Origin of the sequence: Micromonospora sp. CA-249363 (assembly GCF_050950185.1) — a bacterium.
Classification (GTDB): domain Bacteria; phylum Actinomycetota; class Actinomycetes; order Mycobacteriales; family Micromonosporaceae; genus Micromonospora.
Genome location: NZ_CP192020.1, coordinates 1,183,550 through 1,198,877 on the forward strand (window position 1 = coordinate 1,183,550; position 15,328 = coordinate 1,198,877).

Below are 15,328 nucleotides of genomic sequence, written 5' to 3' on the forward strand. Positions count from 1 at the left end.
CAGGCATGGCGCGACCTGACGGGCGAGGGCCCTCTCAACTCCGACCGGTGACCCTGACCCGAGGTTGGAGCACCCACCCGGAGGGGTCGGTGCTCGTCGAGTTCGGCGGCACGCGGGTGCTCTGTACGGCGAGCGTCACCGAGGGCGTGCCCCGCTGGCGCAAGGGCTCCGGGCTCGGCTGGGTGACCGCCGAGTACGCGATGCTGCCCCGCGCCACGAACACCCGCTCCGACCGGGAGAGCGTCAAGGGCCGCGTCGGTGGCCGTACCCACGAGATCTCTCGCCTGATCGGTCGCAGCCTGCGCGCCTGCATCGACCTCAAGGCGCTCGGCGAGAACTCGATCGTGCTCGACTGCGACGTGCTCCAGGCCGATGGCGGTACGCGGACCGCCGCGATCACCGGCGCGTACGTGGCGCTGCACGACGCGGTGGGTTGGCTGGCGGCCCGCAAGTCCCTCGCCGGCAAGCCGGAGAAGGTCATGCACCGCTCGGTGGCCGCCGTCAGCGTCGGGATCATCGCCGGCGAGGCGCGCCTGGACCTCTGCTACGAGGAGGACGTGGCCGCCGAGGTGGACATGAACGTGGTGTGCACCGGCACGGGCGACTTCGTCGAGGTGCAGGGCACCGGTGAGGCGGGCGTGTTCGCCAGGGACCAGCTCGACAGCCTGCTCGACCTGGCCGTGGCCGGCTGCGCCGAGTTGGCCGAAGCCCAGCGGAAGGTACTGGCATGAACAAGGTCCTGTTGGCCACGCGGAACCGCAAGAAGCTGGTGGAGCTTCAGCGGATCCTGGACGGGGCGCTCGGCGCCCACCGGATCGCGCTGCTCGGCCTCGACGACGTCGAGGAGTACCCGGAGCTTCCGGAGACCGGCCTCACCTTCGGCGAGAACGCGCTGATCAAGGCGCGGGAGGGCTGCCGACGTACCGGACTGCCGACGATCGCCGACGACTCGGGGATCGCGGTGGACGCGCTGAACGGGATGCCGGGGGTGTTCAGCGCCCGGTGGGCCGGTAAGCACGGTGACGACCAGGCCAACCTCCAGCTCGTACTGGACCAGATCGCCGACGTGCCGGACGAGCATCGGGCGGCGTCCTTCGTCTGCACGGTGGCGCTGGTGCTGCCCGGCGGCAAGGAGCACCTGGTCGACGGCCGGCAGACCGGTCGGGTGCTGCGTGCGCCGCGCGGCGACGGCGGGTTCGGGTACGACCCCATCTTCCTGGGCGACGGCCAGGACCGGACCAACGCCGAGCTGACGCCGGCCGAGAAGGACGCGGTCAGCCACCGGGGCAAGGCGCTGCGGGAACTGGCCAAGCTGGTCGCCAAGGTACTGCCGCCCGCCGCCTGACCGGCGCGAGGTGCAGCCGCCCGCCGCCTGACCCGCGGCGGACGACAGCGACCCGTGGAGGTCAGCCCAGCGGGCCGATCTCCCGCTCGATGGCGGCGCGCAGCTCGGGGCCGGCGACGACGGCACGGGCCGCTTCCATCACCGGGGCGAGGAACACGTCCGGACCGGGGTCGCCGGCCGCCGCGCCGAGGGCGGCGACGGCGGCCCGGCCGGCCGGCGAGGGCACCAGCGGTTCGCGCAGTTGCAGACCACGTACGCCGGCCAGCAACTCGACCGCGAGCAGGCTGGTCAGGTTGTCCAGCACGGTGCGCAGCTTCTTGGCCGCCGCCCAGCCCATCGAGACGTGGTCCTCCTGCATGCCGCTGGTGGGCAGCGAGTCCACCGACGCGGGCGCGGCCAGCCGCCGGTTCTCCGCGACGATCCCGGCGGCCGTGTACTGGGCGATCATGAGGCCCGAGTTGACCCCGGCGTCGGGGGAGAGGAACGCCGGCAGTTCCCGGGAGCGGGTCACGTCGAGCAGCCGGTCGACCCGTCGCTCGGCGATCGCGCCGACCTCGCCGGCGGCGATGGCGAGAAAGTCGGCGGCGAAGCCCAGCGGCGCACCGTGGAAGTTTCCCGTCGACTCGACCCGTCCGTCCGGCAGCACCACCGGGTTGTCCACGACGGACACCAGCTCCCGGCCCGCGACCGTACGGACGAAGTCGAGGGTGTCGCGGGCCGCGCCGGCCACCTGCGGCGCGCAGCGCATCGAGTACGCGTCCTGCACGGCGTGGGCCAGGTCGTCGCGGTGCGAGTCCATGACCCGCGAGTCCTGCAACAGCCGGTGGATGTTCGCCGCCGACGCCGCCTGGCCGGGGTGCGGTCGGATGGCGTGCAGCTCGGGCAGGAACGGCCGCTCCGAGCCGAGCATCGCCTCGATGGCCAGCGCGGCGGTCACGTCCGCCATCGCGAAGAGGTGCGCCGCGTCGTGGATGGCCAGCAGCAGCATGCCCAGCATGCCGTCGGTGCCGTTGATCAGCGCCAGCCCCTCCTTGGCGGCCAGCTCGATCGGCTTGAGCCCGTTGGCGGCCAGCACGTCGGCCGCGTCCTGCCGCTCGCCGGCCGGGCCGAGCACCCAGCCCTCACCGAGCAGCACCAGCGCGCAGTGCGCCAGCGGCGCCAGGTCGCCGGACGCGCCCAGCGAGCCGTGCTCCGGTACCCACGGGGTGATGTCGTGGTTGAGCAGGTCGACGAGGGCCTCGGCGACCAGCGGCCGGACCCCGGAGCGGCCCAGGGCGAGCGAGCGTACGCGCAGCAGCATCATGGCGCGTACCACCTCGCGCGGCATCGGGGCGCCCACCCCGGCGGCGTGCGAGCGGATCAGCGCGTGTTGCAGCTCGGCCCGCCGCTCGGGGGCGACGAACGTGTTCGCCAGGGCCCCGAACCCGGTCGAGACGCCGTACACCGGTCGTCCGGCCGCCTCGATTCCGTCCACGATCGCGCGGCTGGTCGCCATCGCGTCCCGGGCGGCCGGGTCGAGGACCACCGTGGCGGTGCCGCGGGCCACCGCGCGCACGTCGTCGGGACAGATCCCGGTGGGCTGGATGGTCACGTGCGTCATTGCGGTACTCCGTTGCGAATTACCTGGCGGATCAGGGGGACACCGGGCCGGTAGGCCAGGTGCAGGTAGGAGGGTGCGTCCAGGACGATCAGGTCGGCCCGCGCGCCGGGCGTGAGCACCCCGATGTCGTCGCGGCGCAGCGCCCGCGCGCCGCCGGCGGTGGCGGCCCAGACCGCCTCCGCCGGGGTCATCCGCATCTCGCGGACCGCGAGGGCGATGCAGAAGGGCATCGACGAGGTGTACGACGAACCGGGATTGCAGTCCGTCGCCAGCGCCACGGTCACACCGGCGTCGAGCAGCCGGCGCGCGTCCGGATAGGGCGAACGGGTGGAGAATTCGGCACCGGGGAGCAGGGTGGCGACGGTGCGGGTCCCGAACCCGTCGCTGTGGGCCGTGCCGGCCAGCGCGTCGACGTCGGCGTCGCTGAGGTGGGTGCAGTGGTCGACGCTGGCCGCGCCCAACTCCACCCCGAGGCGCACGCCCGGTCCGGGGCCGAGCTGGTTGGCGTGCAGCCGTACGCCCAGCCCGACGGCCTGCCCGCAGGCGAGGATGGCGCGGGCGTGGTCGACGTCGAAGGCGCCGCGCTCGCAGAACACGTCGATCCACTTCGCGTACGGCGCGGCGGCGGCAAGCATCGGCCCGCAGACCAGCCCGACGTAGTCGTCCGGCCGGTCGGCGTACTCGGTGGGGACCACGTGCGCGCCCAGGAAGGTGGTCTCGGAGCTGGTCTCGGCGGCGATCCGCAGCGAGCGGGCCTCGTCGGCGACGCTCAGGCCGTACCCACTCTTGATCTCCATGGTCGTGGTGCCCTGGCGCAGCGCCTCCCCGCGCAGCCGGCGCACGGTGGCCCGCAGCGCGTCGTCGCTGGCGGCCCGGGTCGCGCCCACGGTGGTCCGGATGCCGCCGCCGGTGTACGGCTCGCCGGCCATCCGAGCGCCGAACTCGGCGGCCCGGTCCCCGGCGAAGACCAGGTGGGCGTGGCTGTCCACGAAGCCGGGCAGCACGGCGGCCCCGCCGACGTCGATCCGGTGGTCGGCGGCCGGCGCGTACGCGGCCGGCCCGATCCAGGCCACCCGATCCTCCTCGACGAGCACGGCCACCTTGCGGCGGACGCCCAGCGGGTCCGCGCCGATGCCGTTGGTGACCAACTCCCCGATGTTGTCGATCAGCAGGCTGCTCATGAAGGCGTCACCGCCTCGATCGACGCCGACAGCTCGGCCGGCACGTCGACGTTCAGATGCCGGCCCTCGGCCACCACGATCCGGCCGTCCACCACCACCTGGTCGACGTCCGCCGCACCGGCCGCGAAGAACGCCCCCAGCGGCGGCACGCCGGCGGTGCGGGCGCTGTCGAGCTTTACCGTCACCAGGTCGGCGCGGGCACCGGCGGCGATGCGACCGGCGTCGGTCCACCCCAGCGCGGCGTGCCCGGCAGCGGTGGCCATGGCGAACAGGTCGACCGGGGCGAAGTGGCCGCGGCGACGGGTACGCAGCCGCTCGTCCAGCTCGACGGCGCGGGCCTCCTCGAACAGGTCGACCACGGCGTGACTGTCGCTGCCCAGGCTCAGCCGGATCCCCGCGTCGGCCATCCGGCGGGCCGGGCCGATGCCGTCGGCGAGGTCCCGCTCGGTGGTGGGGCAGAGGCACACGCCGGTCCGGCTGTCCGCGAGCAGGGTCAGGTCCGCGCTGGTCGGATGGGTGGCGTGGACGGCGGTGGTGTCCGGCCCGAGCACGCCGTGGTCCGCGAGCAGAGCGGTCGGTGTACGCCCGTGCACGGCCCGGCACTCGTCGTTCTCGGCGGGCTGTTCGGAGAGGTGCACGTGCAGCGGGGCCTGCCGGTCGCGGGCCCAGTCGGCGACCGTGCGGAGCTGGCCGGCGGGCACGGCACGGACCGAGTGCACGGCCGCGCCGACCCGCACGTGCGGGTCCGTCGGTCCGAACGCCCCCGCCCGTCGCGCCCAGCCGTCCGCGTCGCCGTCGCCGAAGCGCCGCTGCGGCCCGGCGAGCGGCTGACCGTCCACCGTGGAGGAGAGGTAGCAGGTGTCCAGCAGGGTGAGCCGGACCCCGGCGTGCGCGGCCGCCTCGACCAGCGCCGCGCCCATCGCGTTCGGGTCGTCGTACGCGCCGCCGTCGGGCCGGTGGTGCAGGTAGTGGAACTCGCCCACGCAGGTGATGCCGGCGAGGGCCATCTCGGCGTACACCGCCCGGGCCAGCGCCAGGTAGGTGTCCGGGTCCAGCCGGTCCGCGACCGCGTACATGCGGTCCCGCCAGGAGAAGAAGTCACCCCGCCCGTCGTGGGTGCGCCCGCGCAGGGCCCGGTGGAAGGCGTGCGAGTGGGCGTTCGCCAGGCCCGGCAGCGTCAGGCCGGGCAGTGGCACGGCGTCGGCGTACACGTCGACCCCGGCCGGTGGCCGACTCCCGGGCGTCAGCGGCGTCACCGCGCTGATCCGGCCGTCCTCGACCTCGATCAGCACGTCGGGCGTGGGCTCGGCGTGCGCGGGCAACCAGGCGTACTCGGCGAGCCAGCGGGTGGCGGTCATACTCCACGCTCCCTTTGGAGCTGAATCGTCTGTGACATCAGCGGCCGGGGCGCTGCCGACGGCCCGGCCGGTCGGGGTGCTGCCGACGGTCCGGCCGGTCGGGGTGCTGCCGACGGTCCGGCCGGTCGGGGTGGCCGCGGCGCTCCGACTGATCCGTCTGCGGCATCAGCTCCAAAGGACGTCCGCAACAGGTGCCAACCAGCGCCACGCGGCAGACCAGCCCCGCGCGGCCCAGCCCCGCGCGGCCCAGCCCCGCGCGGCCCAGCCCCGCGCGGCCCAGCCCCGCGCGGCCCAGCCCGGCGCGCGCGCACCACGTCCGTCAGCGGCATGTCAGCTCCTCGAGCACGCGGGCCAGCGCGCGCACCCCGGCGGCGCAGTCGTCGTCGCTCGCGGCCTCGGCGGGGGAGTGCGACACCCCGGTCGGGTTCCGCACGAACAGCATCGCCGTGGGCAGGTGCGCCGCCAGCACCCCGGCGTCGTGGCCCGCGCCGGTGGGCAGGACCGGCGCGTCGAGCAGGCTCGCCAGTCGGGCGGCCAGGTCGTCGTCGAAGGCGACCAGCGGGGTCACCGACTCCTCGGCGACGGTCACCTCCGTGCCGTCGCGGCGGGCCCGCTCGGCCAGCTTGGCCCGGACCGCGTCGACCAGCCCGGTCAGGGTCTCCGGGTCGGCGGCACGGGCGTCCAGCCAGCCGGTCACCCTGGACGGGATGGCGTTCGTGGCGTTGGGCTCCACGGCGACCCGGCCCACGGTGGCGTGCGCGCCGCGCAACCGCGCCTCCTTGTTGGCGGCCAGCACCCCGAACGCGTAGGTGAGCATCGGGTCGCGGCGGTCGGCCATCCGCGTCGTACCCGCGTGGTTGCCCTCGCCGACCACGTCGAACCGCCAGCGGCCGTGCGGCCAGATCGCGCTCGCCACCCCGATCGGCGCGTCCGCGTCGACCAGCGCGCGGCCCTGCTCGACGTGCAACTCCACGAACGCGCCGAACCGGCCCAGCAACTCCGGCCGGGCGCCCGCCGGCCGGCCGCCGAGCGCGTCGGCGAATCTGACCCCGGCCGCGTCGCGCAGGCCGGCCGCGCGGTCGGCCGCCAGCACGCCGGTGAGCAGCCGCGAGCCCAGGCAGGGTACGCCGAAGCGCGCGCCCTCCTCCTCCACGAACGCGGCCACCACCAGCGGCCGGACCGGGGTGACACCGGCGGCGCGCAGCTCGTCCACGGCGAGGAAAGCGCTGACGATGCCGAGCGGCCCGTCGTACGCCCCGCCGTGCGGCACCGAGTCGAAGTGGCTGCCGGTCAGCACGGCGTCCGTGCCCTCGGGGTCACCCCAGTGGGCGAACAGGTTGCCGTTGCCGTCCTCGGTGACCGGCAGGCCGCGACCGTCGGCCTGCGCCCGGAACCAGGCCCGCAGCTCGAGTTCCGGCTCGGTCAACGCGTACCGCAGGTAGCCGCCGCTGTCGGCGTCCCGCCCGACCGGCGCGATCTCGTCCCACAGCGCCCGGAAGCGGCCGGGCAGGTCGTCGCTCACGCGGTCTGGCCTTCGGTCATCGGCACCCGCACGCCGGTGCGCTCGGCCACCTCGCGGGCACTGTCGTAGCCGGCGTCGACGTGCCGGATCACGCCCATCGCCGGGTCGTTGGTGAGCACCCGCTCGATCTTCTGTCCCGCCAGGGCGGTGCCGTCGGCCACGCAGACCTGTCCGGCGTGGATGGACCGGCCGATGCCGACCCCGCCGCCGTGGTGGATGGACACCCAGGACGCCCCACTGGCCGTGTTGACGAGCGCGTTCAGCAGCGGCCAGTCCGCGATCGCGTCCGAGCCGTCGGCCATCCCCTCGGTCTCCCGGTAGGGGCTCGCCACGCTGCCGGTGTCCAGGTGGTCCCGGCCGATCACCACCGGGGCGGAGAGCTCACCGGAGGCCACCATGTCGTTGAAGCGCACGCCCGCCCGGTCCCGCTCGCCCTGGCCGAGCCAGCAGATCCGGGCCGGCAGGCCCTGGAACGCGACCCGCTCGCCGGCCAGCTTGATCCAGCGGGCCAGGGACTCGTTCTCCGGGAACAGGTCCAGGATGGCCCGGTCGGTGGCGGCGATGTCGGCCGGGTCGCCGGAGAGTGCCGCCCACCGGAACGGGCCCCTGCCCTCGCAGAACAGCGGCCGGATGTACGCGGGCACGAAGCCCGGGAAGTCGAACGCCCGCTGGTAGCCGCCGAGCTGCGCCTCGCCCCGGATCGAGTTGCCGTAGTCGAACACCTCGGCACCGGCGTCGAGGAACCCGACCATCGCCTCGACGTGCTTCGCCATCGATGCGCGGGCACGGTCGGTGAACTCGGCCGGCTTCGCCGCGGCGTAGTCCCGGGCGTCGGCCAGCTCGACACCCACCGGCAGGTACGCCAGAGGGTCGTGCGCGCTGGTCTGGTCGGTCACGATGTCGATCTCGACGCCCCGGCCCAGCAACTCGGGAAAGACCTCGGCGGCGTTGCCGACCACCCCGACGCTCAGCGCGCGCCGGTCCCGCTTCGCCGCGCGGACCCGCGCGACCGCGTCGTCCAGGGAGTCGGCCACCTCGTCCAGGTAGCGGTCGTGCACCCGGCGGTCCAGCCGCGTGCGGTCCACGTCGACGATCAGGCAGACGCCGTCGTTCATGGTGACCGCGAGAGGCTGCGCCCCACCCATTCCGCCGCACCCGGCGGTGAGCGTCAGCGTTCCGGCGAGACTTCCACCGAACCGTTTGGCGGCCACGGCGGCGAACGTCTCGTAGGTGCCCTGGAGGATGCCCTGCGTACCGATGTAGATCCACGAGCCGGCCGTCATCTGCCCGTACATGGTCAGGCCGAGCTGTTCGAGGCGACGGAACTCGGGCCAGGTCGCCCAGTCACCGACCAGGTTGGAGTTCGCCAGCAGCACCCGGGGCGCCCACTCGTGCGTCCGCATGACGCCGACCGGCCGCCCGGACTGCACCAGCATCGTCTCGTCCGCGCGCAGGTCGGTCAGCGTACGCACCAACGCGTGGTACGACGGCCAGTCCCGCGCCGCCTTCCCGGTTCCGCCGTAGACCACCAGATCGTCGGGGCGTTCGGCCACCTCCGGATCGAGGTTGTTCATCAGCATCCGCAGGGCGGCCTCCTGCTGCCAGCCACGGGCGGTGAGCTGGCTGCCCCGTGCGGCACGGACGGGCTGGGTCATCTCCGGTCTCCTCCTCATCCGAGGAACAACTGTCGGCGGGCCGCAGAGGCTTCGAACGCCTCCAGGCGGCGCTGGGTGTCGGCCGGCGCGGCGTCGCAGATCGCCTGCAACAGGACCATCGCCAGGGTCATCGGGGCGGTGTGCAGATCGAAGACGAGTTGCGCGCCGACGGCGGCCGGCAACACCACGTCGGCATGTTCGGTGGCCGGGCTGACCGGCGAGTCGGTGATCGCCACGACGGTGAGCCCGGCGGCACGAGCGTCGCGCAGGGTGTCCAGGGTCTCCCGGGGGTAGCGGGGCAGCACGAAGGCGAGCACGGCCGACGCCCCGGCCTCGGCGGCCTGCTCCAGGCGGTCGGTGAGCAGGCTGCCGCCGTCGTTGAGCACCCGCACGTCCGGGTGGACCTTCGCGGCGAAGTAGGCGAAGTACGCGGCCAGCGGCGCGGCGGCCCGCAGGCCCAGCACCGGCAGCGGCCGGCTGGACGCGAGCAGTCGCCCGGTCTCGGCGATCCGGTCGGTGTCGGCGAGCTGTCCGGCCAACCGGTCCAGGTTGCCCATCTCGGCGCGTACCGCCTGCTGGAGCTCGTTGGCGTTGTCCGCCGGCCTGCCCGTCGTGCTGGCGGTGAGGTCCCGCAGTCGGCGGCGCAGCGCCGGATACCCGTCGTGGCCGAGCGCGACGGCGAACCGGGTGACCGAGGGTTGGCTGACACCGGCCAACTCGGCGACCTCCGCGGCGGAGAGGTACGCGACGGTCGGCGCGTGCTGCACGAGACAGTGCGCGATCCGGCGCTGGGTCGGGGTGAGCCGCACCCCGTCGAACAGGTCGAGGACCTGCTCGGCCGTCGCCTCGGCAGCTCTGTCATTCACGCTGCGACTCTATGCATGAAAACTTTCAGAGGGCAACCACTCCGTGTGGCTTCGCCCTCGAACCGAGGTGAGCCGGCTGGCGCGCTCTCGGTAGTATCCGCACGGCGGTCGAGCGGAGGAGTGCGGATGCAGCCGGATGGCCCCTACAGGTTCACCCACGTCCTGGGCACAAGCCAGGTGGGGAAGGCGTGGGCGGCCATCGACGGGCAGGGCCGGCTGGTGACGGTGGCTGTCCTGGACGGGAACGTGGCGGCCACCCCGGCCTGGCGGGAGGCGTTCTCCGCCACCGCCAACGCCCTCGCGCAGACGCAGGGCGGCCAGACCTTCGTCTACGCCGACTTCGGCGCTGCCGAGCCATGGGTCGCCTATCCGGCCGAGGCGGGGCCGGGCGCGGAGAAGCTCTTCCGCGCGCTGGGCGTGGAGTACCAGCCGGTTCCGGACGAAGCCGGACCACCTGTCTCCGCGCCGCCACAGCCCGTCTCCGGCATCCCCCAGCAGGCCGGGCCGTCGGTCTCCGGGGTGCCGCAGCCCGTCTCGGGCGCACCGCAGGTCTCCGGGGTGCCGCAGCCCGTCTCGGGCGCACCGCAGGTCTCCGGGCCGCCGCACTCCGTCTCGGGTGTGCCGCAGGCGTCCGCTCCGCCGTACGCGCCGTGGGCGATGCACGGTGGGCCCGTTCCCGTGCAACCGGTCTCCGCCTCGCCGCATCCGGTGTCCGGCGCCGGCGCCGAGGCGTCCACGGTGGACCCCGTGCTCCCGGACGCGGACCGGTCGTCGCCCGACCCGTTCACCGCCCCGGTCCGGCGGATCAAGCCGTCAGCGCCCCCGCCGCGCCGCACGGGCCTCTGGGTCGGTGTTGCCGCCGCAGCCCTGGCGGTGGCTGTGGCCGTCGGCGCCATCGTCTGGGCGGTCACCGGCGACGAGGATCCGACCGTCCCGCAGACCCTGCCCACGGCGTCCGGCGCGTTCCCGAGCGCGCCGGCGATCAACCCCGGGCTGAAGCCGTGGGCGCAGGCGGCACCGTACAGTCCCGAGGAGCGCGCCCTCGCCATTGCCGGGCCGTCCCTGGTGTTCGTCGAGGCCGTCTTCACCGGCACCCTGCGAGAGGCGAAGTCCAACGTGCCGCTGAGCGTGACACCGGTCACCTTCAAGCGGCGGTGCAGCGGCTTCGTGGTCAATCCGGACGGCCACATCGTCACCAACGGTCAGTGCGTACGGCCGGCGGTCGACGCGGCCCGCGAGCGCGCCCTCTACACGCTCGGCCGGATCCTGATCGAGCAGAAGAAACTGACCACACCCCAGCTGGACGCCTACGTCCGGAGCAAGCTGAACAGCACCGTGTTCACCGGCGCCGAACCGGGCACGGAACCCACCAGCCAGGTGTTCGGCCAGTTCAACGTCGCCCGGGGCGACCTCACCGCCAGCCCGGCCATCCCGGGCCAGGTCGTCCGGGTGCTGGAGCCCGATGCCGGCAACCTCGCCCTGGTCAAGCTGACACAGGCCGGCCTTCCGGCGGTGGAGTTGGCCGACGGTGGCGTACCCGCGCCGGGCGCCGCGCTGCTCGTGCTGGGCTACCGCACCACGGACGCGGACTTCCGGGCCGCGACCTACACCGTGGAGAGCAAGCCCGCGCAGATCGCCGGCACGGCCAACCAGGGCTCGATCAGCGTCTCGCGCCTCAATGACGACGTCGGCATCTACTCCGCCGGCGGGGTCGCCCTGGACACCGCCGGTCGGGTGGTCGGCGTACTGGACACCGACCGGGCCGCCAGCGGTGGCGCCAACCGCGCGCTGGTGCCGGTGTCGGCGGTCACCGGACTGCTCGGCGCGGGCGGCACCACCAGCAGCCGTGCGGACACCGACCGGGTGTACCGGGAAGGGCTCGACGCGTTCTTCGCGGGCCGGAACGACGACGCCATCGCCAGCTTCGACCGCGTCGCCCAGGCGTCGCCGGTCAACCTCCTGGCCCAGGCGTACCGGCAGAACGCCGTCGACCGCGCCCGGCTCGCCGGCGAGTCGGACGGCGCACCCCGGCTGCTGTGGGCCTCGCTCGCCGGGCTCGGCGGTCTGCTCCTGGTCGGGCTGGTCGTGCTGGTGGTGGTCCTCCGCCGCCGTCCCCGGTACTGACCGGTCCGGACCACGAGCGCTCAGCGCGTCGAGTCGTCCCGCCCCCACGCGTCGCGCGGGTGTCGACGGGCCCGCAGCGCGGCCGCGACGGTGATCGCCACGTAGACCGTGGCCGCGGGGGCGAGCCACGGTCGGGGCAGCACGACGTCGCGCAGCCAGGAGGACGGGACCGACGGCCGGACCCCATCGTGGGTGGCTCGCAGCATCGTGTTGCCGGCGCGCACCCGCGCCAGGGTGCGCAGCAGATCCCGGGTACGGCGGGGCGCCTGTACATAGGAGGTGGCGTCGCCGACCTCCTGCTTCTCGTTCGACGAGAACTGCGAATCCAGGAAAAGATCGTCGGCGATCTGCTCCGGGAATTGACTGAAGCGTCGGCGGCCGGCCTCCGAGATGCCGACGGCGCCACGGCCGAACAACGCGTCCGCGAAGATCGGCAGTCTCGTGTTGATGGCGTAGTACGCGTGCACCGCCACCGGACGGCCAGTGGTCACCATCTGCCGACGGGGCATGACCGCCATCGGTGGATTGTCGCCCTCGGTCAGCACCGCAGCCATCCGGCGCAGCGCCCCGGGGCTCAGCACGACGTCGGCGTCGAGGTAGATCCGGGGGAAGCCGCGTGCGGCCGCGTCACCCACGTTGAGCGCGTTGGCCTTTCCCGGCTCGGCGACCTCGATGACCCGTACGCCCGGGCGCTGGGCGGCGACCTGGGCCGTCTCGTCCGTGCAGCCGTTGGCCACCACCACGATCTCCAGGTCGTCCGGGCCGCCGTCGGCGAGCAGCGCGTCGAGGCTGCCGCCGATGACCCGCGCCTCGTTGTGGGCGGCCATCACCACGGAGATCATCGAAGTGTCACACCGTTCACAGTCATGGGTAGAGGTCGGATCGTGCCGGCAGCCGCTCACGACGTACGTCGTGCCACGACCACCCGTCGGCGCACGGCCGTCAAGCTTGCCGGAGACGGTGTCCCCCGTGCAAGACGGGCGAAATAAGGGGTCGAACAAGTGAATCGGAAATGTCCGTCCAACCTGGCGTGACGCGGGTTCCACAGAGCTGTCCGGCCGGCGACCGGGGCCCCGAAATGACGCACCGCGCTGGTATTGTCCACCTGATTCTGAGGCCGGGCGGCGGTTGAGCACAGTGGATGTCCTTTCCCGACATCCGGCTCAGTCTCCGCCTATCGGCAGTTGCCGCCGGCCCCTGATTCACGGTCGGGCGGTACGGCCGCAGCGGCGGCGCGCCCACGACGCCGGCCGCCGCCCACGGCGGACCCTGATAGAGGAGAGACACCCGCGATGGGAATCTTGACCACTCCGGCCCCGGGACCACGGCCGGAGGTGGGGCACCGGGACGGGCCGACGCCCCGCCACGAGCAGATCGCCGGCTACCTGGCCATCGGCGCCCTGGCTCTCGTCGCGGTGAAGCCACTGTTCGACATCGGCGAGGAGAAGGGCAGCAGTGGGCTCGACCTGGGCGTGGTGCTCACCGCCATCGGCGCCGCCCTGATGATCGCCGCGTACGGGCTCGTCGCCCTCGGCGCTCGGCGACTGCCGCCCCGACCGCTGCTGCTGGTGGCGGGTGCGGTGGTGCTGCTCCTGGTCAGCTCGGCGGTCAGCTTCCTCCTCGTCGGCAGCCGCGGAGATCTGCTGAGCCTCTTCGATGTGCGGCGCTACCCGATCTACGGCGCGCACCTCGAGCCCCGCTCGGCAATCCCCGCCGAAGCGCTGCGCCTGATCGTGGGCTTCGCCCCGATCGCGCTGCTCGGCCTGATGGTGATGCGGCGGTCTCTCCTCACCTCGCGGCGGCTCGTCCTCGTCACCGGTGTGATCCTGCTCGGCGCGATCGTCCACTGTGTCCTGGCGTGGCTTCAGGTCGCCGGCGTCATCCCCTACTCGTTCTACTTCGAGCTGGCCAACTGGGAGAAGATCGGGCGTGCCTCGGGGGGCTACTACCACCCGATGTCGCTCGGCCGGCTGCTCATCTTCTCGGTCTTCCTGATCTACGTCCTGGGGGACCGCCTCCGCCTCTCGGCGGCCGTACGGTACGCGCTCATCGGGCTCTTCGTCGCCACCGGCGCGGTGTCCCTGCACCGCTTCACGATCCTCTGCCTGATCGTCATCGTGGCCGCCTTCGAGGCGCGGCGGGTCCGTGGCCTGGTCGCGGGCCGTCGCGCCGGTGGTCGGGTCGACCGCCGCTCGGCGCTCCTGGGGGGCGGGGCCGTGGTGGCCGTCGCCGCCGTCGCCGGCGGGCTGTGGGGCGGCGCCATCTGGGAGCGGGTGCGGGTGGCCCTCACCGAGGTGGGGTCCCTGGACGTCCGCTCCGACACCTTCATGCACGGGCGGGGCGCGATCTGGAACGACGTCGCCGACATCCTGGGTCGCTCGTCGGCCGACGTGTGGCTGTTCGGCTTCGGCTACGAGCCGTGGGACATGCACAACGACCTGATCCGCATCATGGTCATCTGGGGGATCACCGGTCTCGTCCTGATCGGCGCGATCCTCGTCGGGGTGTACCGGCTCGCCCGCGTGCAGGTGGGCCCGTCCGGTCGCCTGCCCCTGCTGGTGCTCTTCGCCACGCTCCTCATCTTCGGGCTCACCCAGAAACCCCTGGGCTACCCGTACTTCCTCTGGCTGTTCTTCCTCGGCATGCTGGCGGTACTCGCCGTGGACTCCGAGACCGACGACGCCGCGACCGACGACGGGTCGCGGGCGGAGCTGCCGGTGCGGGCCGACGACAGCGATCCGGTGGCGGCGGGCGGGCCGACGTGACCAATCCCTCGCCTCCCGCGCCCGTTCGCGGGGACCACCCCCACCCGCCCCGACAGGGTGGTCCGGTCGTCGAACCCACCGACCGGGTCGAGACGGACACGCCCACCACACCTGTCGTCCGGCCCACCTTCACCGTCTGCATCGTCGTACGGGACCGGGCCACCCTGCTGGTCAACGCCGTCCGTAGCGTGCTGGCCAACACCTACCAGGATTTCGAACTCGTCATCGTCGACGACGGTTCGCAGATCCCGGTCGGGCGGGTGATCGCCGAGGCCGGGCTCGCCACGGACCGCCGCGTCCGGGTGGTGAGTCAGCCTCCCACCGGCATCGCCGAAGCCCGTAACCGTGGGCTGCGCGCCGCCGTCGGCCGGTACCTGACCGTGCTCGACTCCGACGACGAGCTCACCGAGGACGCGTTGGCCCGGCTGCACCAGTTGCTCACCGCGACCGGGCGGCGCTGGGCGTACGCGGACTACACCGAGATCAACCAGGGCACGCAGCGTCCCATCCGGCTGCCCGAGTACGCCTCGGCGGAACGCATGTTGCTCGGGGTGCTGACCCGTCCGCGTCTTCCCTTCAAACACTCCGGCACCACGATCGACCGACAGGTGCTGCACACCATCGGCGGGTACGATGAGACCTTCCGGCTCTTCGAGGACATCGAGCTGGTCCTGCGGGCACTGCGTGCCGGCGTGCAGCCCTGCCATCTGGGCCATCCGATCGTGCGGTTCCAGCGGCACGACGGCAACGTCACGCGAGGCCGCCTCGGTGGCCTGGTCTTCTGGTTCCGCCTGATCGACATGTACCGACCATGGCGGTTTCCCGGGGTCGGGCTGAGCATGAAGGCGCTACGGACACTGAGCGAGACGGGCAAGTGGGTTGTCACCCGCATCCGTTGACCTCGACAACCCG

The 15,328-nt window shown here is 73.3% G+C and carries 12 protein-coding genes; 5 read left to right on the forward strand and 7 right to left on the reverse strand.

Translation table 11 applies throughout. The annotated features are described in order from the left end of the window. Nucleotides 1-5 precede the first annotated feature (5 nt). Together rph and rdgB are read left to right on the forward strand one after the other, a co-directional pair. The gene (rph, locus tag ACQPZK_RS05605; protein WP_433537267.1) at nt 6-731 is read left to right on the forward strand and encodes a ribonuclease PH; all 726 of its coding nucleotides are present in this window, start codon (nt 6-8) and stop codon (nt 729-731) included. Next, the gene (rdgB, locus tag ACQPZK_RS05610; protein WP_433537268.1) at nt 728-1,345 is read left to right on the forward strand and encodes an RdgB/HAM1 family non-canonical purine NTP pyrophosphatase; all 618 of its coding nucleotides are present in this window, start codon (nt 728-730) and stop codon (nt 1,343-1,345) included. The genes rph and rdgB overlap by 4 nt, the downstream gene beginning before the upstream one ends. 61 nt (nt 1,346-1,406) lie before the next feature. On the opposite strand, the gene hutH is transcribed toward rdgB, so the two are convergent. The 6 genes from hutH to ACQPZK_RS05640 form a co-directional block, all read right to left on the reverse strand. Beyond that, a complete protein-coding gene (hutH, locus tag ACQPZK_RS05615) occupies nt 1,407-2,945 on the reverse strand; it encodes a histidine ammonia-lyase (RefSeq protein WP_433537269.1) in 1,539 nt (512 codons plus the stop codon). Then, nucleotides 2,942-4,126, reverse strand: coding sequence for an imidazolonepropionase (gene hutI / locus ACQPZK_RS05620; RefSeq protein WP_433537270.1), 1,185 nt, complete (start codon nt 4,124-4,126; stop codon nt 2,942-2,944). The genes hutH and hutI overlap by 4 nt, the downstream gene beginning before the upstream one ends. Then, nucleotides 4,123-5,484: a formimidoylglutamate deiminase gene (locus ACQPZK_RS05625; protein ID WP_433537271.1), complete on the reverse strand. Its 1,362-nt coding sequence runs from the start codon at nt 5,482-5,484 to the stop codon at nt 4,123-4,125. Before ACQPZK_RS05625 ends, hutI begins: the two co-directional genes overlap by 4 nt. Before the next feature lie 319 nt (nt 5,485-5,803). Next, the gene (locus ACQPZK_RS05630; RefSeq protein ID WP_433537272.1) at nt 5,804-7,006 is read right to left on the reverse strand and encodes an allantoate amidohydrolase; all 1,203 of its coding nucleotides are present in this window, start codon (nt 7,004-7,006) and stop codon (nt 5,804-5,806) included. Then, nucleotides 7,003-8,661 carry a urocanate hydratase gene (hutU, locus tag ACQPZK_RS05635; RefSeq protein ID WP_433537273.1) on the reverse strand — a complete coding sequence of 553 codons (1,659 nt, stop codon included), beginning with the start codon at nt 8,659-8,661 and terminating at the stop codon, nt 7,003-7,005. The genes ACQPZK_RS05630 and hutU overlap by 4 nt, the downstream gene beginning before the upstream one ends. A 14-nt stretch (nt 8,662-8,675) precedes the next feature. Further along, complete coding sequence (locus ACQPZK_RS05640) at nt 8,676-9,527, reverse strand: MurR/RpiR family transcriptional regulator (protein WP_433537274.1); 852 nt, start codon at nt 9,525-9,527, stop codon at nt 8,676-8,678. A gap of 126 nt (nt 9,528-9,653) precedes the next feature. Here ACQPZK_RS05640 and ACQPZK_RS05645 point away from each other — a divergent pair, with 126 nt between their 5' ends. Beyond that, nucleotides 9,654-11,651 (forward strand): trypsin-like peptidase domain-containing protein, encoded by a 1,998-nt coding sequence (locus ACQPZK_RS05645; RefSeq protein WP_433537275.1) that lies wholly within the window; start codon nt 9,654-9,656, stop codon nt 11,649-11,651. 20 nt (nt 11,652-11,671) lie between these two features. Here the strand turns inward: ACQPZK_RS05645 and ACQPZK_RS05650 are convergent, their stop codons facing one another. Further along, nucleotides 11,672-12,493 carry a glycosyltransferase family 2 protein gene (locus ACQPZK_RS05650; RefSeq protein WP_433537276.1) on the reverse strand — a complete coding sequence of 274 codons (822 nt, stop codon included), beginning with the start codon at nt 12,491-12,493 and terminating at the stop codon, nt 11,672-11,674. 450 nt (nt 12,494-12,943) lie between these two features. Between ACQPZK_RS05650 and ACQPZK_RS05655 the strand changes: the two genes are divergently transcribed. Together ACQPZK_RS05655 and ACQPZK_RS05660 are read left to right on the forward strand one after the other, a co-directional pair. Next, complete coding sequence (locus ACQPZK_RS05655) at nt 12,944-14,416, forward strand: hypothetical protein (protein WP_433537277.1); 1,473 nt, start codon at nt 12,944-12,946, stop codon at nt 14,414-14,416. Then, the gene (locus tag ACQPZK_RS05660; protein ID WP_433537278.1) at nt 14,413-15,315 is read left to right on the forward strand and encodes a glycosyltransferase family 2 protein; all 903 of its coding nucleotides are present in this window, start codon (nt 14,413-14,415) and stop codon (nt 15,313-15,315) included. Before ACQPZK_RS05655 ends, ACQPZK_RS05660 begins: the two co-directional genes overlap by 4 nt. Nucleotides 15,316-15,328: the final 13 nt, after the last annotated feature.